We start from the raw sequence: 21,200 nt of genomic DNA, 5'->3' as shown, positions 1-21,200 counted from the left end.
TTTATTTAAAAGACTGTCGTACTAGATAGTCTCAGACTTAGTCAAAAGTCATCGAGAAGTTTACTCTCGATGGCTTTTGTCATATTTCTTACACTATCATAAGGAAAGTGTCCCCTTCATGGAAAACAACCTTTACTTTATTTTGGTAAAGAAAAAAGACTGTCATCTAGACAATCTTTTTCGTTTGGAGCTCAATGTTTTTCTAAATCATCTTTCGCGCTTTTTCTGTATTAGCAAAATGCCATTTTGTAATGGAGCGTAGAAATTCTTCCCCTTGTTTACGCCAAATACGTGCAGCTTGCATATCTACCTTGTTTGAGGCCCCTTTAGTTAACTCTAAACCTGCCATTTCACTTAGACGATCCATTTCCTTTAAAAACGCAGCACGAGCTAGAATGGATGCTGTAGCCACGGCTACATGTAATTGCTCGGCTTTAGTAGAAAAGTACACGCTTTCCTGTACAATTTCTCGTTCGTTTTTTAAGTAATTGTAATAAACACCTCGTTCTGCAAACTGATCAATTAAAATACATGCAGGTTTTTCGGGAGCCATTTTTGTCAGTGTGTTTTGTAGGGCCTTGTTGTGCATCATGGCTTTCATTTTCCCTTGGGAGTAGCCCTTTGCCTGTAAGCTGTTATATTTTTCATTACGTAAGATGAGAACACTATGAACGCAAGCTGCGCGTAAATCAGGAGCAATTTTCCGCATGTAATCATCTGATAACATTTTAGAGTCTTTGACACCAAGCTCATTGATCAGTTCAATTTTGGAGGCAGGTACATACACGGCAGCTACTGTGATAGGGCCAAAATAATCACCAGTGCCTGTTTCGTCTGAGCCTAATACGGACATCATTGCAAATTGGTCGGGTAGTGTATCACCCTTTGCCCCAATAGTAGATGATTTCGGGTTCGGTGTTTTTTCAATTGTCCCCCAGCGGGCAGCTTCACGTTCAGCTCCACCACCCTGAAACATTAATTTTCCTGATTTATACATTGTTATGGAGGTATCTGGTAGTTTTGCGGCGAAGATTACACCAGCAGCCTTGCGTTCAATATAGTTGGATGCATAGTATGCCATCACCTCTTTTTGAATATTTGTTGAAATGGAAAGTACAATATTTGACATTTAATCGATCCTTTCTGTCCTCATTGTTCACAATTTTATACCTTTCATGGTATGATAATAAATAGCTTTTTTGTGTGATGGTGCTAGCAAGCAAAAAAATCTTGCGTGTATCGAATTTATAGGAGGGTGCGACTATGGAAAAACAAGAAAAGAATAAAATTTCTGTGGAAATATATGGTCATACATATAAAATGGTCGGCTTGGAATCCATTGGCCATATGCGACTTGTTGCTTCGATTGTTGATGACCGTATGCGCGAGATGAACGTACATAATCCCTCACTTGATAGCACAAAACTTGCTGTTCTGACAGCAGTAAATACAGTACATGATAATTTACTATTAAAAGAGCGGCTGGAGCAGCTGGAAGAAGAATTGAAAAAATTAAAGGGTTGAAGAGAATGTTAGATTTAATCATATTAGTGGTACTTTTAGCTGGAATTGGTGTCGGTGCAAAACGTGGTTTCATTGTACAAATGATGCACATCGTCAGCTTTATAGTAGCCCTAATTGTTGCGTATATTTATTATAAGCCATTAGCACAAAAATTTGTATTTTGGGTTCCGTATCCAGGAGTTACTGATACAGGTAGTCTTGGTGTCGTGATAGACAGTCTAGATTTAGACCGCACATTCTATCGTGTAATTGCTTTTGCAGTAATTTTCTTCGCTGTAAAAATAACATTGCAAATTGTGGCATCGATTTTTGATTTTATCGCTTATTTACCTGTACTGAACACAGTAAATCGTTGGCTTGGAGCGTTATTCGGCATGATTGAAAACTATTTAATTATGTTTATTTTGCTATACGTATGCGCTCTACTACCGATTGATAGCATACAAAATTTAATGTCGAAGTCATTGTTAAGTGGTCTTATTTTAGAGCATACACCGGTCATTACAAAGATGTTCCAAAACTGGTGGTATATTTATATGCAATAGTAACTATGCACTTCTCTCTGTTTTGAGAGAAGTGTTTTTACGATAGGAGGAATTATCGGTGAATAAAAAAACCATTATTCGCACGCTCGAAAAAATTGCTCTGTATATGGAATTACAAGGTGAAAATCCATTCAAGGTTTCTGCCTTTCGAAAAGCAGCCGCGGCACTTGAAGGAGACGAGCGTTCATTAAGTGAAATGGATGATGTAACAAAACTTAAAGGAATTGGCAAGGGGACGGCTGCTGTTATTGAGGATTTGATGGTAACAGGTGAGTCAAGTTTGCTAAAGGAACTAGAAGAGCTTGTCCCTAAAGGGTTATTGCCATTGTTAAAGTTGCCAGGTTTAGGTGGAAAAAAGATAGCCAAGCTTCACCAAGAGCTAGGCATCGACTCAGCAGAAAGCTTAAAGGCGGCTTGTGAAGCAGGCAATGTTCGTGAATTAGCTGGCTTTGCTGCCAAAACAGAGGAGAAAATTTTAAAGGAACTTGCCAATTTAGCTAATCGCTCTGAACGTCTACCTATTTGGCAGCTAGAGCCTGTGGTTTTACAAATAGAAGCCCTTCTAGATAGTATGGAGGAAGTGGAACGCTTTTCTGTAGCTGGAAGTTTCCGTCGGGCAGCTGAAACTAGTAAAGATATTGATTTTATTGTTGTAACAGAAGCAGCTGAGGCAGTCCGTGAAAAATTAATAAATACATTAGCCATTCAAGAAGTCGTTGCTGCAGGAGATACAAAAATCTCAGTGATTTTGGACTTAGATGAGCCAGTCAGCGTTGATTTCCGCTTAGTGAAGGACATCGAATATGCGACTGCCTTGCATCATTTTACAGGTTCTAAGGACCATAATGTCCGCATGCGCCAACTTGCAAAAGCACGAGGTGAAAAAATTAGTGAATATGGTGTGGAGCAGGAAGATGGTACTGTTCTAACATTTCAAGATGAAGCGGCATTTTTTGCTCATTTTGATTTACCTTGGATTCCACCAAGCTTGCGTACAGGGACAGTAGAATTTGACAAAACAGAGAGTATCCAAAAATTAGTTCGACTAGAGGATATTAAGGCCGATTTGCATTTGCATACGACGTGGTCAGATGGTGCATACTCTGTTACAGAAATGGGCAAAGCATTACTAGCGCGTGGCTATCAATATAGCGTTATTACGGATCACTCCCAATTTCTAAAAGTCGCAAATGGTTTAACACCAGAGCGTTTAGAAAAACAGCGAGTGGAAATTGAAGCATTTAATGAAGCCCATCCCGAATTCTATTTATTTACAGGTACAGAAATGGATATTTTACCGGATGGTAGCTTAGATTTTGATGATCAAGTTTTGTGCGAATTAGATTTTGTTATTGCTTCTATACATTCAAGTTTCACACAATCACAAGATAAAATTATGGCACGGCTACTGACAGCTATGCAAAATCCTTATGTCCATATGATTGCCCATCCTACAGGGCGAATTATTGAAGATCGTGATGGCTATAATCCTGATATGCGACAGTTAATTGCCTGGGCGAAGGAATATGGTAAAATTTTAGAGTTAAATGCTAATCCATATCGTCTTGATTTATGTGTTGAACATTTAGAGATGGCTTTAGCAGCAGGTGTGCCAATAGCGATTAATACGGATGCCCATGATACGGCACATTTACGTTTTATGGATATTGGAGTTCGCTATGCCAATAGAGCATGGATGCCAAAAGATTTGATTGTGAATACATGGACGCGCGAACAATTTGAGGCGTTCATACGACGAAATAAATAGGTTGAGGAGGTGTTCTCAGTGATTGCAGAACGCGCATTGAAAACACTAGAATACGATAAAGTACGGCAACAAGTGGCTACCTATTGTACTTCTTCAATTGGGAAATCTGCCATCGAGGAGCTTGTACCACAGACTGACTTTGATAAAGTAGTACAACTATTAGAGGAAATGGATGAGGGTTTATCCATTTTACGTGTAAAAGGTAATGTACCGATGGGTGGAATATTTGATGTTCGACCATCTGCAAGACGTGCACAAATAGGAGGCATGTTAGCAGCAATAGAACTAATGGAAATTTCTAGTACAATTCGAGCTAGTAGAATTCTTCGCAATTTTATTGAGGATTTGGAAGCCGATGAAGTGATTGAGATTCCCCATTTCATCGCCAAAAAGGAAACAATGCCTGTATTAACGGGTTTACAGCATGAAATTAATAACTGTATTGATGATAATGGAGCTGTTTTAGATTCGGCTAGCTCAACTTTACGAACTATTCGCCAATCCTTACGCTCTGAAGAAGCAAAGGTGCGCTCTAAATTGGAGAGCTTAATCCGTGGCAGTAATGCATCGAAAATGCTATCTGATACACTTGTTACAATTCGGAATGATCGCTTTGTTATTCCCGTTAAGCAAGAATATCGTCATCATTATGGTGGAATCGTTCATGACCAATCTTCTTCTGGACAAACACTATTCATTGAGCCAGATTCTATTGTCCAAGCGAATAATGAAATTCATCGTTTGAAAATGAAAGAACAGGCTGAGGTTGAACGAATTTTATTAGCATTAAGCGCAATGGTGCAAGAAGTAGCACCAGATTTATTTAACTTAGTAAAGGTATTAGGGGATATCGATGTCATTTTAGCTAAAGGCAAGTATGGCCAAGCCAATAAATGTACTATGCCTAAAATGAATCGGGATGGCTATATCCGCCTTGTTCGTGCACGCCACCCTCTATTACCAATAGATACAGCTGTGCCAAACGATATTGAGTTTGGGAAAGACATTACGGCAATAGTAATTACGGGTCCAAATACAGGTGGTAAGACGGTAACATTAAAAACAGTTGGCTTGTGTACATTAATGGCTCAAGCAGGGTTACCGGTACCAGCATTGGATGGATCTCAGCTTGCCGTGTTTAAAAAATTGTTTGCTGATATTGGAGATGAGCAATCTATAGAGCAATCGCTTTCTACATTCTCATCTCATATGGTCAATATTGTTGACATCTTACAAAAATTTGATGATGAGTCACTTGTTCTTTTTGATGAGTTAGGAGCAGGTACAGACCCCCAAGAAGGGGCAGCTTTAGCCATTTCTATTTTAGACGAGGTGCATGGTCGCGGTGCTCGTGTGATGGCAACGACTCACTACCCTGAGCTTAAAGCATACGGTTATAACCGACCTGGTGTTGCCAATGCTAGTGTAGAATTTGATATAGAAACATTGAGTCCTACCTATCGTCTACTAATTGGTGTTCCTGGACGTTCGAATGCATTTGAAATCTCCAGTCGCTTGGGTCTCCCAGAATCGATTATTGGGCGTGCTAAAGGCTTCACAGGAACAGATCGACATGAGGTTGAATCGATGATTGCTTCATTAGAGGAAACACGTCGTCAATCAGAAGATGATGCAGAGCGTTCTCATGCATTATTGTTAGAATCAGAGAGCTTACGTAAAGAGTTGCAAGATAAATTGCAAGCCTATGACGAACGTAAAGAGGCACTTGATAAGAAAGCTAAAGAAAAAGCTCGTAAAATTGTAGAAGAAGCAAAACATGAAGCGGAAGGCATTATTGCTGAGCTGAGAGAAATGCGTAAAAATGCCGACCAAGTTGTTAAAGAGCATGAACTAATTGAAGCGCGTAAACGTTTGGAAGAAGCAACACCGCTTGAAAACAATAAAGTATTAAAAAAAGCTGCACAAGTAAAAGCCCGTGCGCAAAACTTAGTTGTCGGGGACGAGGTAAAGGTGTTAAGCTATGGTCAAAGAGGTACTTTGATAGAAAAAGTTTCGAATGCAGAATGGGTTGTCCAAATGGGGATTTTAAAAATGAAAATCTCTGATAATGATTTGGAGTATATTAAACCTGAAAAAGAGCCTATTGTACGAACAGCAGGTGTAAAAAATCGAAATGGCCATGTGAAATTAGAATTGGATTTGCGTGGAGAGCGCTATGAAGATGCGATTTTAAGGACTGAAAAGTATATTGATGACGCTTTACTTGCGAATTATGGTCGTGTATCTATAATCCATGGTGTTGGTACTGGGGCTTTACGCCAAGGTATTCAAAGCTATTTGAAAAACAATAAGCGTGTGAAATCCTTCCGTTTTGGTGAAGCCGGCGAAGGGGGCTTAGGCGTCACAGTTGTTGAATTGAAATAAGCTATAAAGGGGACGGAGAAAAATGCTGAATTCTGGCTTTTGGCGATATCCAATTATCGAAACGGCAGGATACTTTAGTGTTGTTGTGTTATGTTTGGTCGTGTCGATGGCATTGTTCGAAGTCGTGACGAAGTATAAAAATTGGGAAGAAATTAAAAAAGGTAATGTTGCTGTGGCACTTGCAACAGGCGGAAAAATACTAGGAATTTGTAATATTTTTCGTTTTTCTATTGCTCGTCATAGTACATTAAGTGAAATGATTGGCTGGGGTCTTTTTGGTTTTACGTTGTTAATTGTTGCATATTTCTTATTTGAATTTATGACACCTCGTTTTAATGTTGATCAAGAGATTGCCAATGATAATCGCTCAGTTGGATTCATTTCCTTTACCATTTCAGTTGGACTATCGTTTGTAATTGGGGCAAGTATTGCATAGGAGTGTCATGACATGGAAAAATTAGCAAAAGTACTAATCATTGTCTGTATCGCATTTTTGGCAGTGGGCGTCTATTATATGATGACTATTTAAACACTTTAACGCATCCTTTTAAAGGGATGCGTTTTTTATTGAGCTTATTGTAGGTGGCTTCAACTAAACTCTACTAAAGCCTTGAAAGGAAAAATTATTTTTCAAATATAGAAATATATAGATTATTTCTATTTAAAAAACCAGTGAATGAATGAGTATTCATCATATCTATCCATACAAATCCTATTTAGAATTAGTCATAATAATGTTGTTAAATGCATAATAATTAATCGAAAATGCGTTTATTTTCTATTTTCTGTTTGAAAGTGCATTTCTTTTTCATTATAATAAAATTAAGAATTGACAAAGTTTGGGACAAAGGGGAGAGGACGTATGACAGCAAAACCATGGCTAGCAAATTATCCTGAAGAAGTACCATCGTCTTTAACGTTTGAAGAAATTCCAGTGCAAGAGTTTTTGACACGCGCCTATAAGAAGAATCCATCTAAAGTAGCGATTCATTTTATGGGGAAGGATTTGACGTACACCGAACTATATGAGTCTGCTTTAAGATTCGCAAACTATTTACAATCATTAGGTGTGGAAAAGGGAGACCGGGTGGCAATTATGTTACCTAATTCGCCTCAAAGTGTAATCGCTTACTACGGTGCCATGTATGCAGGTGCTGTTGTCGTACAAACAAATCCACTTTATACTGAACGTGAGCTTCAATATCAAATGGCAGATTCGGGTGCAAAAGTTATTCTTGTGATGGATATTTTGTACCCAAGAGTGATGAAAATTATAAAAGAGACCGCCCTAGAAAATGTCATTGTGACAGCCATCAAAGATTATTTACCATTCCCAAAAAATTTAGTCTATCCATTTATTCAAAAAAAGCAATATGGCTTTAGTGTCAAGGTTGAACATAGTGGACAAAATCATTTGTTTTCAGAAATAATGCGTTCGGCACCAATCAAGGTAATGGATCATATTCCTTTTGATTTTGAAGAAGACCTAGCGTTACTTCAATACACAGGTGGAACAACCGGATACCCGAAAGGAGTCATGCTAACCCATAAAAATTTAATCGCCAATACGACAATGTGTGATGCATGGATGTATAAATGTGTGCACGGTGAAGAGGTCATTATGGGTATTCTACCATTCTTCCACGTCTATGGTATGACAACTGTTATGCTTTTATCAGTCTTCACACAAAATAAAATGGTGCTTTTACCGAAATTTGATGCTGAAACAGCATTAAAGACAATCGATAAGCAAAAGCCAACACTTTTTCCTGGTGCGCCAACCCTATACATCGGTTTATTAAATCATCCAGACATTGCTAATTACGATTTATCATCTATTAAGGCCTGCCTAAGTGGCTCCGCTTCATTGCCAATTGAAGTACAAGAGAAGTTTGAAGAGGTAACAGGTGGAAAATTAGTAGAGGGTTATGGATTAACTGAAACATCACCAGTGACACATGCTACTCCCATTTGGGGTAAGCGGGTGATTGGCTCGATAGGATTACCTTGGCCAAATACAGAAGCGATTATTTTGCGGACAGGGGATACCGAAGAATTGCCAGTTGGTGAAGTTGGTGAAATTGCAGTTAAAGGACCACAAGTAATGAAGGGCTATTGGAATCGCCCGGAGGATACTGCCGCTACATTCACAGATGACTGGTTTTTAACAGGAGATCTTGGCTATATGGATGAGCAAGGCTATTTTTATGTAGTGGATCGTAAAAAAGATATGATTATTGCTGGAGGCTTTAACATATATCCTCGTGAGGTTGAAGAAGTGTTATACGAGCGTATAGAAATCCAAGAATGCGTTGTAGCAGGTATACCTGACCCATATCGAGGAGAAACGGTAAAAGCTTATATCGTTTTAAAAGAAGGATATTCGATTACAGAAGACGAATTAAATAAATATTGCCGTCAGCATCTAGCGGCATTTAAAGTTCCACGGTATTATGAGTTTAAAGATGAGCTGCCAAAAACAGCCGTTGGAAAAATTTTGCGCCGTACATTAGTGGAAGAAGAAAAAACGAAAATAGCGAATAAAGAAGCGAAATAAATACGTGTTAAAGTATTGACAAGCAATGATGTAAAATATAATATGAAAATATGAATGAATGACCATTCATATTTTCGTATTTTTTTAGGTTCTCACGTCATACTTGATTATGTTGACGTGCGCATGTTTTTTAGGTGGTGATATAAAAGTGAAACGAGATAAGCCAAAATATAAGCAAATTATTGATGCAGCTGTCATCGTTATTGCAGAAAATGGGTATCACCAAGCGCAAGTATCGAAAATCGCCAAACAGGCTGGGGTGGCCGATGGAACAATCTATTTATATTTTAAAAATAAAGAAGATATATTAATTTCTGTCTTTAATGAAAAAATGGCTGTTTTTGTAGAGTCATTACAAGATATAATAGAAAATGGGATTACGTCTAAAGACAAACTTTCCCGAATGATTGAAAATCATTTTAATGTTCTAGCGACAGATCGATACCTAGCAACCGTCACACAACTAGAGCTTCGCCAATCAAACAAAGACTTACGACTAAAAATTAATTCGGTATTACGTGAGTATTTACATTTACTTGATCAAATTTTAATCGAAGGTATGCTTTCAGGTGAGTTCAATCAAACGATGGATGTACGCTTGGCACGTCAAATGGTTTTTGGAACAATCGATGAAACTATTACGTCGTGGGTTATGAATGACTATCGATATGATTTGATGGAACAGGTTCCGAAGGTTCAGGCATTAATCCTGAACGCCATTAAAGGTTAAAAGGATGTGGAGAAATGGAATTTCTAAGTTGGAAAGTGGAAGATGGGGTAGCAAATGTTACAATTGCACGTCCACCAGCAAATGCATTATCTCGCGGTATTATTGCAGAAGTAAATGCTGTGCTAGATGCTGTAGAACATGATGATGCTGTAAGAGTCCTTGTACTTCATGGTGAAGGCCGTTTCTTCTCTGCAGGTGCAGATATTAAAGAATTTACTGGGGTAGAATCTGGAGAAGAGTTTACGAAGCTAGCTAGCAATGGACAGCAAGTATTTGAGCGTTTGGAATCATTTCCTAAGCCGGTTATCGCAGCTATTCATGGTGCAGCATTAGGTGGTGGTCTTGAGCTAGCAATGAGCTGTCATATGCGCTTTGTTACGGAATCAGCGAAACTAGGTTTACCTGAGTTACAATTAGGCCTTATTCCTGGCTTTGGGGGTACGCAACGCCTACCACGTTATGTTGGTGTAGCAAAGGCTGCTGAAATGATGTTTACGAGCGAACCGATCTCAGGTACGGAAGCGGTACAATGGGGCTTAGCAAACCGTGCATTCTCAGAAGAGACACTATTAGAGGAAACGTTAAAAATTGCAAAGAGTATTGCCAAGAAGAGCCCAATTGCTTTAAAGGCAGCTATTCAAACATTGCAATATGCAAAACATGCTTCATTTTATGAAGGTATTGAAGCGGAAGCGAAATCCTTTGGTACAGTGTTCGTCACAGAAGATGCAAAAGAAGGAATTCAAGCATTCATTGAAAAGCGTGAGCCTATGTTTACTGGCAAATAATTTTCCCATATGTCGATAGCAACGAGCAAGTATGTTATCGATGTTATTGAAACTAAATATATATAATATTTATAAGTTTACTTAGAATTATAAAACGTTCCAGGAGGTATGGATATATGAATATTTTTGCATTAATTAAACGTACGTTTGATACAGAAGAAAAAATCGTTGTGTCGGGTGGTAAAATCCAAGAGGACGGCGCAGAATTCATTATTAACCCTTACGATGAATATGCCATCGAAGAAGCAATCCAAGTGCGTGACGCCGCAGGTGGTAAAGTGACGGTAGTAACAATTGGCGGCGAGGATGCTGAGAAGCAATTACGTACAGCTCTAGCAATGGGCGCTGATGAAGCAGTGCTTATCAATACGGAAGATGATTTAGATGAATTAGACCAAAATGCTGCTGCTTATCTATTAGCAGAATACTTAAAAGATAAAGATGCTGATTTAATTTTAACAGGAAATGTTGCGATTGATGGTGGTTCTGGCCAAGTTGGTCCACGTGTTGCAGACTTACTAGATATTAATTATGTAACAACGATTACAAAGCTTGAAATTGATGGGACTTCTGCAAAAATTGTTCGTGATATAGAAGGGGACTCTGAAGTAATTGAAACTTCTTTACCTCTATTAGTAACAGCTCAACAAGGGTTAAATGAGCCACGTTATCCATCTCTACCAGGTATTATGAAAGCGAAGAAGAAACCGCTTGCAGAACTTGAGTTAGATGATTTAGATATCGATGAAGATGATGTAGAAGTGAAGATTGAAACGGTTGATATCTTCTTACCAGCTCAAAAAGCAGCAGGCCGTGTTCTTGAAGGCGACCTTTCTGTACAAGTAAAAGAACTGGTAAATCTACTTCACACAGAAGCAAAAGTAGTTTAAAAAATCGAATCTTAAAGGGTAACGGAGGGAATATGCTATGTCAAAAAAAGTATTAGTATTAAGTGAAGTTCGTGAAGGAAGCTTACGTAATGTTTCTTTCGAAGCAATTGCAGCTGCAAAACAAATCGCTGATGGTGGCGAGGTTGTAGGGGTACTTTTAGGGGATGCTGTAGCAAATTTAACAGGTCCATTATTTGAATACGGTGCTGATCGCGTTGTAACGGTGGAACACCCACATTTAAAACAATATACATCTGATGGCTATAGTCAAGCACTACTAGCTGTTATTGAGCAAGAAAAGCCAGCTGGCATTGTCTTTGGCCATACGGCAAATGGAAAAGATTTATCGCCAAAAATCGCAAGTAAATTACAAGCAGGTCTAGTATCTGATGTTACAACAATTGAAGGTTCAGGCGATGATGTTGTATTCATCCGACCAATCTACTCTGGTAAAGCTTTTGAAAAGGTGAAAGTAAAAGACGGAATTGTATTAGCATCTATTCGTCCAAATAACATTACACCTTTAGAAAAAGTTGACGGTAAAACAGGAGATGTTTCGGCAGTTACTGTAGAAATTACAAACCTTCGCACAATTATTAAAGAGGTTGTTCGTAAATCTTCAGAAGGTGTTGACTTATCAGAGGCGAAAGTAGTAGTTGCTGGTGGACGTGGTGTGAAATCTGAAGAAGGATTTGAGCCACTAAAAGAGCTTGCTGATTTACTAGGCGGTGCAGTTGGTGCATCTCGTGGTGCATGTGATGCTGAATATTGTGACTATTCACTTCAAATTGGTCAAACTGGTAAGGTTGTAACGCCTGATCTTTATATTGCTGCTGGTATTTCAGGTGCTATTCAGCATTTAGCAGGAATGTCAAACTCTAAAGTGATTGTTGCTATCAATAAAGATCCTGAAGCAAATATTTTTAAAGTAGCAGACTATGGAATCGTTGGAGATTTATTTGAAGTAGTTCCGCTATTAATTGAGGAATTTAAGGCTTTAAAAGTGAATGCATAAAGGTTATAGCAGGAAGGGATGAATCCTTCCTGCCTTTTTTTATTTTTTAAGCAAGCAGCTGCTATTTGAAAATTATCGCAAAATAAAATATTGACATAATTAACAGTTGCGATTATAGTGTTGAATAATCATTAAATTTTCAATCATAATGTTTTTAAACGCAAAGATTAGGAGTAGTAAAAGTCATTATTAGGTAAAGAGAGCTGCGGGTTGGTGCAACGCAGACCAATAAGACTTTGAACTTGCCTAGGAGTGGTAAGATAAATAGAATTGTCTGATTATTCTATTTGTTTGACGATTAACCTTCGTTACAAGGTTTTAAGTAGGGTTCATAAAGAACCAATTAGAGTGGTACCGCGGTTTGCTTATGGCATATCGTCTCTTCTTTCATTTGATGATGAAGGAACAGACGGTATGCCTTTTTTGATTTTTAGGAGGTAAGAAAGTGGAAAAGAACAATCAACAACAATTAAAACGAACAATGACCTCGCGTCACATTACGATGATGGCATTAGGTGGTGCTATTGGCGCAGGATTATTTAAAGGAAGTAGTGCAGCCATCGATATGGCAGGTCCATCGGTGCTCATAGCCTATTTATTAGGGGGCATTATTTTATTATTTGTTATGCAAGGTCTTGCAGAAATGGCAGTCCGCAATAAAGAGGCAAGGACGTTTAGAGATTTAGTTGAATCCGTCTTAGGTAAATATCCAGCTTATTTTTTAGATTGGATTTATTGGAAGATGTGGGTATTAAATATTGCTGCAGAATCTGTAGTGGCTGCTATTTTTATTCAATATTGGTTACCAGAATACCCAATTTGGATATTGGCGTTATCTGTCTCGGTACTAGTGACAGCTATTAATCTGTTATCTGTGAAGATTTTTGCTGAAACAGAATATTGGCTAGCATTGATTAAAATTACAGTTATTATTGTATTTATTATTGCAGGCCTAATTTTATTGCTTGTCTCATTTGGACATCATAGTGCTGTTGGTTTTTCTAACTTAACTTCGCACGGTGGTTTTTTCCCAAATGGATCAATGGGATTAATTGCAGCTATGCTTGTGGTGATCTATTCCTATGGTGGGACTGAAATCATTGGGATTACATTAGCTGAAACAAAAAATCCTGAAAAGGTAGTACCAAAAGCTGTGCGCAGTACATTAATCCGTATTGTTACTTTCTATTTACTGCCATTCTTTATTATCGTTAGTTTGATTCCTTGGAATGAAGTGAATGGAGTACCAGAAAGTCCATTTGTAATGGTATTTAAAATGATTGGGATTCCTGGTGCGGATCATATTATGAATGCTGTAGTTTTACTTGCCATTATTTCTTCGATGAATTCGGGCCTTTATGGTTCATCACGTGTACTTTATACGCAAGCGGTAGACGGTCGTGTACCTAAAATCTTTGCTCAATTATCCAAAAGAAATGTTCCTGTATATGCGATTTTGATGTGTACATTAGCATTGTATTTAGGTGTCATCCTTTCGTTATATGCTGGAAGCAAGACGTTTGACTTTCTAATGGGGTCACTTGGATATACGGTATTATTTATATGGTTAATTATTGCAATAGCCCATCTAAAGTCAAGAAAAAAACAGTCAGCCAACTCAAGTGTGTATGAAGTGAAATGGTATCCTTATACTACTTGGATAGCAATCATTGCGTTGAGTACGATCTTAATTGGGATTATTTTTACCACTTCAATAATCGTAACGAGTATTACATTAGCAATCTATATTTTCATTACGTTAACTTATTTATGGAAAGGCCGTCATCAATAGAATTAATCGATAGCGTTTAATATTTCGACATGGATTTTCATAAAAAATACATTACAGGCAGATTGTTCGCTCAAGTGAATTTATCCATGCTATACTACAATCATAGTAAGTTTAAGGAGGATTTCAAATGGCAATTGTACATGCAACAGATGCTACGTTCCAAAGCGATATTAAAGAAGGGTTAGTATTAGTGGACTTTTGGGCTGCTTGGTGCGGACCTTGTAAAATGATTGGGCCAGTTCTTGAAGAAATGGACGCTGCAGGTAGTGCGGCTAAAATTGTAAAAGTTGACGTAGATAATAACCAAGGTACTGCTGCTGAGTATCAAATCATGTCAATCCCATCATTATTATTATTTAAAGATGGAGAATTAGTTGACAAAACTGTAGGCTTCCAACCGAAAGAAGCTTTAGAAGCATTTATCGCAAAACATGCGTAATGAATGAAGTTCACAAAAAGCCGGACCATCAAATGATGTGTTCGGCTTTTTTTCGTTATATAATAAAGAAAGAAAAAATGATTCATTGAGGGGAATCTTACGTAGGGGGCAGGTAGGTAATGAACGATTTAATCAAGCGTAAACTGGATATTCTACCAGACCAGCCTGGCTGCTATTTGATGAAGGATCGACAGGGGACAATTATATATGTCGGTAAAGCGAAGGTACTGAAAAATCGTGTTCGTTCTTACTTTACAGGAACACATGAAGGTAAAACGCAAAGACTTGTAAGCGAAATAGAAGATTTTGAGTATATCGTGACATCATCAAATATTGAAGCACTCATTTTAGAGCTGAATCTCATCAAACTGCATGATCCAAAATATAATGTCATGTTAACAGATGATAAGACGTATCCATATTTAAAAATTACGAATGAAAAACATCCTCGTCTAATTACGACACGTAAAGTAAAAAAGGATAAGGCTAAATATTTTGGACCGTATCCCAATGCCTATGCGGCAAGTGAAACAAAGAAGCTGTTGGACCGTTTATATCCATTAAGAAAATGTGTGCAACTACCTTCAAAAGTTTGTTTGTATTATCATATGGGTCAATGTATAGCACCTTGTGTGAAAGAAATTGAGGGTCATGTTTACCAGGAAATGATTGAGGATATGACGAAGTTTCTTAACGGCGGTGTGGAAGCAGTCAAAAAAGAGCTTGAAGTAAAAATGCTTGCGGCTGCCGAAAACTTAGAGTTTGAACGAGCTAAGGAGTTTCGTGATCAAATTGCCCATATCGATACGGTTATGCAGAAGCAAAAAATAGTATCAAGTGACACTACTAACCGCGATGTCTTTGGCTATGCTGTGGAAAAAGGGTGGATGTGTGTTCAGGTTTTCTTCGTTCGGCAGGGTAAGCTGATTGAGCGGGATGTTTCTATTTTCCCGATCTATCAAGATGCAGAGGAAGAGTTCCTAACATTTGTGGGACGATTTTATGAAAAACCAGAACATATTAAGCCAAAAGAAGTTTTTATTCCCCAAGCAATTGATGGTGCCATTTTAACGGAATTATTAGGTATCAAAGTTCTTACGCCAAAAAGAGGTCAAAAAAAGGAGTTGGTAGATTTAGCGACGAAAAATGCTGAAATTGCAGTGTCCGCTAAATTCCAGCTTATCGAACGACAGGAAGAACGTACTATTGGTGCATGCGAGGCACTTGGTGATGCAATGGGCATAACGACACCATTACGAATTGAAGCTTTTGATAATAGTCATATGCATGGAACAGACGCCGTATCTGCAATGGTTGTTTTCATTGATGGGAAACCCGCCAAAAAGGAATATCGCAAATATAAAACCCGTACAGCAGCCAAGCATGATGATTATGGTGCTATGCAAGAGGTAATTCGTCGACGCTATATTCGTGTTTTGAAGGAAGGTCTTCCATTACCAGATTTAGTGCTAATTGATGGTGGTAAAGGTCAAATGGAAGTTGCCCGTGAAGTATTAGAGGATGAACTAGGACTAGTTATACCTATTGCTGGTTTAGCGAAGGATGACAAGCATAATACATCCCAGCTATTGTTTGGTGATCCACCCGAGGTCATTGCTTTAAAACGCACAAGTGACGGTTTTTATTTACTACAACGAATACAAGATGAAGTCCATCGTTTTGCGATTACCTTCTTGCGCCAACAGCATGAAAAGCATGCTATCCAATCTGTGTTGGACCAAATTGAAGGTGTCGGTCCAAAACGAAAACAGCAGTTACTGAAACACTTTGGTTCCGTGAAGAAAATACGTGAGGCTAGTGAGCTAGCTTTACAGGAAGCAGGGATGCCAGCTAATTTAGCAAATCATATTTATACCTATTTTCAGCAGGAGTCATTGTCAAAGGAATAGACATATGCTAAGGTTGTAAATAACATTGTGATCCAATGTTAACAGCCCACTTGTTTATGAGGGCGGAAAAATTTAATATAATCACTTTTAAGGTGATGATAGAGGTGCAAGTTTCAAAAGTAGCGCAAAAGAGGATGAACAAATCCTAAGACATTGCGTGAAAGGGGAGCTTGCCGAAGTACAGCATTGTTGTTTCCGCTGTTGTACTGGTTTTGCATTTAAAAAATGTAAGACTGTCGATTCTAAACGTTTCGGAGAGCTATCACACATGCGCAAGTTTCGTTATTGTACATGTTATAGGCAGCTTTCACGTTTTGTGAAGGCTGCCTTTTTAGTTTTCTAGAGGCTGTTTTACACCTCATTTTAGGTGAATTACATGACTGGAAAGGAGAACAAAAGAAATGTCTAGAATAGTGATGAAATTTGGAGGGGCTGCTTTAGCATCGCCCGAACAAATTCAAGAGGCTGCTCGAAAAGCAATTGCTGAAAGAGATAGAGGATTCGATGTGGTAGTAGTAGTTGGTGCGATGAGACAAACGATACAGGATGTGAAAATGAGCGTACTTCATTTCACGGATGATGTGTCAAAACGTGAATTAGATGCAGTTGTGTCTTCATGCTCTCAGTTATCAAGCTCCGTGTTTGCCATTGCAATACAAGAAGCTGGCTATAATGCGGTGTCACTAACAGGCTGGCAGGCTGGCATTTACACGGATCATATGCATAGTCATGCAAGGATACATCATATCAATGTTAGCCGTATCGATGAACAATTGCTGCAAGGACAAATCGTCGTAATTGCTGGAGATCAAGGCATTGACAATGACCAAAATATAACAACGCTTGGGAAAGGTGGAACCGAAACGACAGCCGTTGCACTTGCTGTTGCATTAGATGCCGAGCGGACAGACATTTACACGAATGTTGATGGTGTGTATACAGCAGACCCACGCTTTGTTGTAAAGGCACAAAAACTACAGGAAATTTCCTATGATGAAATGTTGGAGATAGCACATTTAGGATCACACATCATTCATCCACGTGCAGTGGAGTTAGCTAAAAAGTTTCAAATGCCAGTGATCATACGCTCTAGTTTAGTGGAGTCAGTAGGTACTTTATTGAAGGAGGAAGTAGAGATGGAGAAAAATTTAGTAGTCCGTGGTGTTGCCTTTGAATCAGATGTTATTCGTTTAACAATTGGGTATGATGCTTATTCTAATGCTTCATTAGCGGATATATTTTCAACTCTTGCTGAAAATCGCATCAACGTGGATATTATTGTTCAAGCAATCATTGATGGATTAAAACCAACTGTGTCCTTTTCGATTTTGAAAGAAGAATTTGCGGAAGCATTACGTGTTTTAGAGGATAGTAAAGTATCACTTGGCTTTAGCTTTGCTGATTTCGAAATTGGATTAGCGAAAGTTTCGATAGTTGGCTCCGGTATGGTCTCGAATCCAGGTGTCGCTGCTCGTATGTTCGACCGATTACGTCGTGAAAATATTCCTGTGAAGATGGTCAGCACCTCAGAAATTAAAGTGTCTGTTGTAGTACCGCAGGATGAAATGATTCGTGCAGCAAATGCATTGCATGATGAATTTAATTTAGAGCAGGCTCTTTACATATAATAATAGAAGAAACAGCATTTTTTGTAATTGTCCGAAATAAAAGGAAGGATTGTCATCCCGTTTATTGAATGGGGAGACAATCCTGTTTTGTTACTCTGTTGGGATCGTATTCATAATTCGTTCCTTCACATCCCATTTGACTGTAAACATAACGTAATGTTGTTTTTCACGTTTTTCATCATAACATTCTGTCAAATAGCCTTTAGCTAGCTGAATCTGTTCAGCTATAAATCCTGCCTCAAGTCTGAAGCTACGCTGTTTGATTTGCAATATTTCAGGGTCGTTTGTCAACTGGAAAATGCGTCCGTCCTTCGATTCTTTCATTAGCTCTAATGTACCCCAACAGGCATCTGCAAAAAATGCGATTAGTTCGTCTTGACTTTTACATGGAAACTTGCGCGCAAGCTCTTTACCTGCCCAATAAAGGACATCATCCTCATGTTTACCTAGTATAGAAGATAGAATATGATCGCGAATGATCTCATAACCAAAGGATGAGATTGTAGGAGATGGAGTGTTTAACATTGTTATCCTTCTTTCTTAGAATTTTCTTATAATTTAACGTTAATAAAGTAATGGTAGATTTTTCGAGAAAAAACGACGCATTATGCACTAGATTAGTTCTTTAATAAGCTCTATGAAAAACTCCGAGTTGCCTTGACGCTCGTAGCTCTTGAGAGTACAATAAACATGTCATAATATTGTACCATGATGAAATACACAGTCAATGAAGTATCATTTACAAAATGATGACTTCTTTTGTTGTGCTATTTTAAGTACTAAGGGGGGTAACAGTCTTGTCGAAAGATCGAGAGTTTTTATGGCGTCGCTTACATTCTCTACTTGGGATCATTCCAGTAGGTCTGTTTTTAACGATGCACCTGTTCATTAACTTTACAGCAACAGGCGGGGCAGATAGTTATAACGATGCTACCGCAGTAATGGAAAAGATTCCATTCCTTATCCTAGTTGAATGGATTGTCATCTATATTCCATTGATGTTCCATGCATTTTATGGAGTGTTCATTGCATTCACTGCTTCACCAAACACAGGACGTTTCAGCACATACCGTAACTGGATGTTCTCATTACAACGTTTCACTGGTGTATTCCTAGTGATTTTCATTGCATGGCATATTTTCCAAACTCGTATTCAAAAAGCACTTGGCACACACGTTGATTACGACATGATGGCGAATATCGTTGCTAATCCATTCATGCTTGGATTCTACATTGTTGGTATTTTATCAGCAACTTTCCACTTATCTAACGGTTTATGGGCATTCCTAGTAAGCTGGGGTATTACACAATCTCCACAGGCTCAAAAGATTGCTACTTACGTAACAAACATCATTTTCGTAATTCTAAGTGTAGTTGGTATTGCTGCTATTTTAGCTTTCGTATAATTCAATAGAAGCTACGATAGAGCATGCAATCAATGCAATTTTTTAAGAGGAGTGAGAAATAATCATGGCGAAAAGCAAAATAATTGTTGTCGGCGGTGGTCTTGCCGGTCTGATGGCAACGATTAAAGCAGCTGAAGTTGGTACTGAAGTTGATTTATTCTCATTAGTTCCTGTAAAACGCTCACACTCTGTTTGTGCGCAGGGCGGAATTAATGGTGCGGTAAATACTAAAGGTGAAGGGGATTCTCCATGGATCCACTTTGATGATACAGTATACGGTGGGGACTTCTTAGCGAACCAACCACCAGTTAAGGGTATGTGTGATGCAGCCCCTGGTATTATCCATTTAATGGACCGTATGGGTGTAATGTTCAACCGTACACCAGAAGGATTATTAGATTTCCGTCGTTTTGGCGGTACTTTAATGCACCGTACAGCTTTCTCTGGTGCAACAACTGGTCAACAATTACTATATGCGCTTGATGAGCAAGTTCGTTCTCATGAAGTAGCTGGTTTAGTAAATAAATATGAACACTGGGAATTCCTTGGTGTTATTATCGATGAAGACGGCGTGTGCCGTGGTATCGTAGCGCAAGATATGCGTACAGAAGAAATTAAATCATTCCGTGCAGACGCTGTTATTATGGCGACTGGTGGCCCTGGTATTATTTTCGGTAAAACAACAAACTCTGTTATTAACACAGGTTCTGCTGCTTCTATCGTTTACCAACAAGGTGCTTCATATGCGAATGGTGAGTTCATCCAAATTCACCCTACAGCGATTCCTGGAGATGACAAAAACCGTCTAATGTCAGAATCAGCTCGTGGTGAAGGTGGCCGTATTTGGACTTATAAAGACGGTAAACCTTGGTACTTCTTAGAAGAGAAATACCCAGCTTACGGTAACTTAGTGCCACGTGATATTGCAACACGTGAAATTTTCGACGTTTGTGTAAACCAAAAACTTGGTATCAATGGCGAAAATATGGTATACCTAGATCTTTCTCATAAAGATCCACATGAGTTGGACGTTAAACTTGGTGGTATCATCGAAATCTACGAAAAATTCGTAGGAGATGACCCACGTAAATTACCTATGAAAATTTTCCCAGCAGTTCACTATTCAATGGGTGGATTATGGGTTGACTACAACCAAATGACTGAAATTCCTGGTCTATTTGCAGCAGGTGAATGTGATTACTCTCAACACGGGGCAAACCGTCTTGGTGCGAACTCATTATTATCTGCAATCTATGGCGGTATGGTTGCAGGACCAAACGCAGTAGATTATGTAAAACACCTTAAAAAGCATGCAGAAGATATTCCACAAGAGATTTACGATGCTCGCGTAACAGAAGAACAAGCGAAATGGGATGCTATCATGAAAATGGAAGGCACAGAAAACGCTTACTTACTGCATAAAGAGCTTGGTGAAATGATGACTGCTACAATGACTGTAGTACGTTACAATGATCAGCTTGAAGATACATTGAAAAAACTTGATGACCTTACTGAGCGTTGGAACAACATCAACATCAACGATACGCAAAAATGGAGTAATCAAGGCGCACACTTTACACGTCAGCTTAAAAATATGTTAGTGCTTGCGAAAGTAATGACAAAAGGTGCATTATTACGTAATGAATCTCGTGGTGCGCACTATAAACCTGATTTCCCTAACCGTGATGACGAGCAATTCTTGAAGACAACAATGGCGAAATTTGACCCAACTACTGGTAACCCAATCATCACGTACCAAGAAGTCGACGTTTCTTTAATTCCACCACGTAAACGCGACTACTCTGCGAAAGGAGACTAAAAGT

General features: G+C 38.6%; 18 protein-coding genes, 1 riboswitch and 1 other annotated feature. Of the genes, 16 read left to right on the top strand and 2 right to left on the bottom strand.

Annotated elements, in window-relative coordinates; all coding sequences use genetic code 11:
• Window positions 1-202: 202 nt before the first annotated feature.
• The gene (gene rnhC, locus MKY88_RS17610) at window positions 203-1,129 is read right to left on the bottom strand and encodes a ribonuclease HIII (protein ID WP_328204027.1); all 927 of its coding nucleotides are present in this window, start codon (window positions 1,127-1,129) and stop codon (window positions 203-205) included.
• Between the two features lie 134 nt (window positions 1,130-1,263).
• Between rnhC and zapA the strand changes: the two genes are divergently transcribed.
• The 14 genes from zapA (at window position 1,264) to MKY88_RS17540 (ending at window position 17,971) form a co-directional block, all read left to right on the top strand.
• A complete protein-coding gene (gene zapA, locus MKY88_RS17605; RefSeq protein ID WP_012295575.1) occupies window positions 1,264-1,524 on the top strand; it encodes a cell division protein ZapA in 261 nt (86 codons plus the stop codon).
• 5 nt (window positions 1,525-1,529) lie between these two features.
• A complete protein-coding gene (locus tag MKY88_RS17600; RefSeq protein ID WP_012295574.1) occupies window positions 1,530-2,069 on the top strand; it encodes a CvpA family protein in 540 nt (179 codons plus the stop codon).
• 58 nt (window positions 2,070-2,127) lie between these two features.
• Complete coding sequence (gene polX / locus MKY88_RS17595) at window positions 2,128-3,837, top strand: DNA polymerase/3'-5' exonuclease PolX (protein ID WP_291756635.1); 1,710 nt, start codon at window positions 2,128-2,130, stop codon at window positions 3,835-3,837.
• An 18-nt stretch (window positions 3,838-3,855) separates the two neighbouring features.
• Window positions 3,856-6,222, top strand: a complete 2,367-nt coding sequence (locus MKY88_RS17590) for an endonuclease MutS2 (protein WP_328204031.1) — start codon at window positions 3,856-3,858, stop codon at window positions 6,220-6,222.
• A gap of 22 nt (window positions 6,223-6,244) precedes the next feature.
• Window positions 6,245-6,658, top strand: coding sequence for a DUF350 domain-containing protein (locus MKY88_RS17585; protein WP_008179180.1), 414 nt, complete (start codon window positions 6,245-6,247; stop codon window positions 6,656-6,658).
• A gap of 426 nt (window positions 6,659-7,084) precedes the next feature.
• Window positions 7,085-8,779 carry an AMP-binding protein gene (locus MKY88_RS17580; RefSeq protein WP_193832821.1) on the top strand — a complete coding sequence of 565 codons (1,695 nt, stop codon included), beginning with the start codon at window positions 7,085-7,087 and terminating at the stop codon, window positions 8,777-8,779.
• Between the two features lie 148 nt (window positions 8,780-8,927).
• The gene (locus MKY88_RS17575) at window positions 8,928-9,509 is read left to right on the top strand and encodes a TetR/AcrR family transcriptional regulator (protein ID WP_193832820.1); all 582 of its coding nucleotides are present in this window, start codon (window positions 8,928-8,930) and stop codon (window positions 9,507-9,509) included.
• Between the two features lie 14 nt (window positions 9,510-9,523).
• Window positions 9,524-10,297, top strand: coding sequence for an enoyl-CoA hydratase (locus tag MKY88_RS17570; RefSeq protein ID WP_069482276.1), 774 nt, complete (start codon window positions 9,524-9,526; stop codon window positions 10,295-10,297).
• Between the two features lie 116 nt (window positions 10,298-10,413).
• A complete protein-coding gene (locus MKY88_RS17565; protein ID WP_025114531.1) occupies window positions 10,414-11,187 on the top strand; it encodes an electron transfer flavoprotein subunit beta/FixA family protein in 774 nt (257 codons plus the stop codon).
• A gap of 37 nt (window positions 11,188-11,224) precedes the next feature.
• Window positions 11,225-12,202: an electron transfer flavoprotein subunit alpha/FixB family protein gene (locus MKY88_RS17560; protein WP_193832819.1), complete on the top strand. Its 978-nt coding sequence runs from the start codon at window positions 11,225-11,227 to the stop codon at window positions 12,200-12,202.
• Between the two features lie 154 nt (window positions 12,203-12,356).
• Window positions 12,357-12,588 (top strand) — a binding site (T-box leader).
• A 95-nt stretch (window positions 12,589-12,683) separates the two neighbouring features.
• The gene (locus MKY88_RS17555; protein WP_069483400.1) at window positions 12,684-13,994 is read left to right on the top strand and encodes an amino acid permease; all 1,311 of its coding nucleotides are present in this window, start codon (window positions 12,684-12,686) and stop codon (window positions 13,992-13,994) included.
• A 127-nt stretch (window positions 13,995-14,121) separates the two neighbouring features.
• Window positions 14,122-14,433 carry a thioredoxin gene (trxA, locus tag MKY88_RS17550; RefSeq protein ID WP_008179170.1) on the top strand — a complete coding sequence of 104 codons (312 nt, stop codon included), beginning with the start codon at window positions 14,122-14,124 and terminating at the stop codon, window positions 14,431-14,433.
• A gap of 119 nt (window positions 14,434-14,552) precedes the next feature.
• Entirely contained in the window at window positions 14,553-16,343 is a 1,791-nt protein-coding gene (gene uvrC / locus MKY88_RS17545; RefSeq protein ID WP_340814317.1) for an excinuclease ABC subunit UvrC, read from the top strand.
• Window positions 16,344-16,434: 91 nt separating this feature from the next.
• Window positions 16,435-16,613: riboswitch (Lysine riboswitch) on the top strand.
• Window positions 16,614-16,744: 131 nt separating this feature from the next.
• Window positions 16,745-17,971 carry an aspartate kinase gene (locus tag MKY88_RS17540; RefSeq protein ID WP_328204044.1) on the top strand — a complete coding sequence of 409 codons (1,227 nt, stop codon included), beginning with the start codon at window positions 16,745-16,747 and terminating at the stop codon, window positions 17,969-17,971.
• 90 nt (window positions 17,972-18,061) lie between these two features.
• Here the strand turns inward: MKY88_RS17540 and MKY88_RS17535 are convergent, their stop codons facing one another.
• Window positions 18,062-18,496 (bottom strand): YslB family protein, encoded by a 435-nt coding sequence (locus tag MKY88_RS17535; RefSeq protein WP_193832816.1) that lies wholly within the window; start codon window positions 18,494-18,496, stop codon window positions 18,062-18,064.
• Window positions 18,497-18,768: 272 nt separating this feature from the next.
• Between MKY88_RS17535 and MKY88_RS17530 the strand changes: the two genes are divergently transcribed.
• A complete protein-coding gene (locus MKY88_RS17530; protein ID WP_193832815.1) occupies window positions 18,769-19,377 on the top strand; it encodes a succinate dehydrogenase cytochrome b558 subunit in 609 nt (202 codons plus the stop codon).
• A gap of 64 nt (window positions 19,378-19,441) precedes the next feature.
• Window positions 19,442-21,196, top strand: a complete 1,755-nt coding sequence (gene sdhA / locus MKY88_RS17525; RefSeq protein ID WP_012295562.1) for a succinate dehydrogenase flavoprotein subunit — start codon at window positions 19,442-19,444, stop codon at window positions 21,194-21,196.
• Window positions 21,197-21,200 lie beyond the last annotated feature (4 nt).

Origin of the sequence: Lysinibacillus sp. FSL R7-0073, from assembly GCF_038009065.1 — a bacterium.
Lineage (GTDB): Bacteria > Bacillota > Bacilli > Bacillales_A > Planococcaceae > Lysinibacillus > Lysinibacillus fusiformis.
This window is presented reverse-complemented; position numbering and strand designations above follow the sequence as displayed.

Coding starts and splice junctions, on each gene's coding strand:
- rnhC (WP_328204027.1), bottom strand. CDS start 1,129: ATGTCAAATATTGTACTTTCCATTTCAACAAATATTCAAAAAGAGGTG.
- zapA (WP_012295575.1), top strand. CDS start 1,264: ATGGAAAAACAAGAAAAGAATAAAATTTCTGTGGAAATATATGGTCAT.
- MKY88_RS17600 (WP_012295574.1), top strand. CDS start 1,530: ATGTTAGATTTAATCATATTAGTGGTACTTTTAGCTGGAATTGGTGTC.
- MKY88_RS17585 (WP_008179180.1), top strand. CDS start 6,245: ATGCTGAATTCTGGCTTTTGGCGATATCCAATTATCGAAACGGCAGGA.
- MKY88_RS17580 (WP_193832821.1), top strand. CDS start 7,085: ATGACAGCAAAACCATGGCTAGCAAATTATCCTGAAGAAGTACCATCG.
- MKY88_RS17570 (WP_069482276.1), top strand. CDS start 9,524: ATGGAATTTCTAAGTTGGAAAGTGGAAGATGGGGTAGCAAATGTTACA.
- MKY88_RS17565 (WP_025114531.1), top strand. CDS start 10,414: ATGAATATTTTTGCATTAATTAAACGTACGTTTGATACAGAAGAAAAA.
- MKY88_RS17560 (WP_193832819.1), top strand. CDS start 11,225: ATGTCAAAAAAAGTATTAGTATTAAGTGAAGTTCGTGAAGGAAGCTTA.
- MKY88_RS17555 (WP_069483400.1), top strand. CDS start 12,684: ATGACCTCGCGTCACATTACGATGATGGCATTAGGTGGTGCTATTGGC.
- trxA (WP_008179170.1), top strand. CDS start 14,122: ATGGCAATTGTACATGCAACAGATGCTACGTTCCAAAGCGATATTAAA.
- uvrC (WP_340814317.1), top strand. CDS start 14,553: ATGAACGATTTAATCAAGCGTAAACTGGATATTCTACCAGACCAGCCT.
- MKY88_RS17540 (WP_328204044.1), top strand. CDS start 16,745: ATGTCTAGAATAGTGATGAAATTTGGAGGGGCTGCTTTAGCATCGCCC.
- MKY88_RS17535 (WP_193832816.1), bottom strand. CDS start 18,496: ATGTTAAACACTCCATCTCCTACAATCTCATCCTTTGGTTATGAGATC.
- sdhA (WP_012295562.1), top strand. CDS start 19,442: ATGGCGAAAAGCAAAATAATTGTTGTCGGCGGTGGTCTTGCCGGTCTG.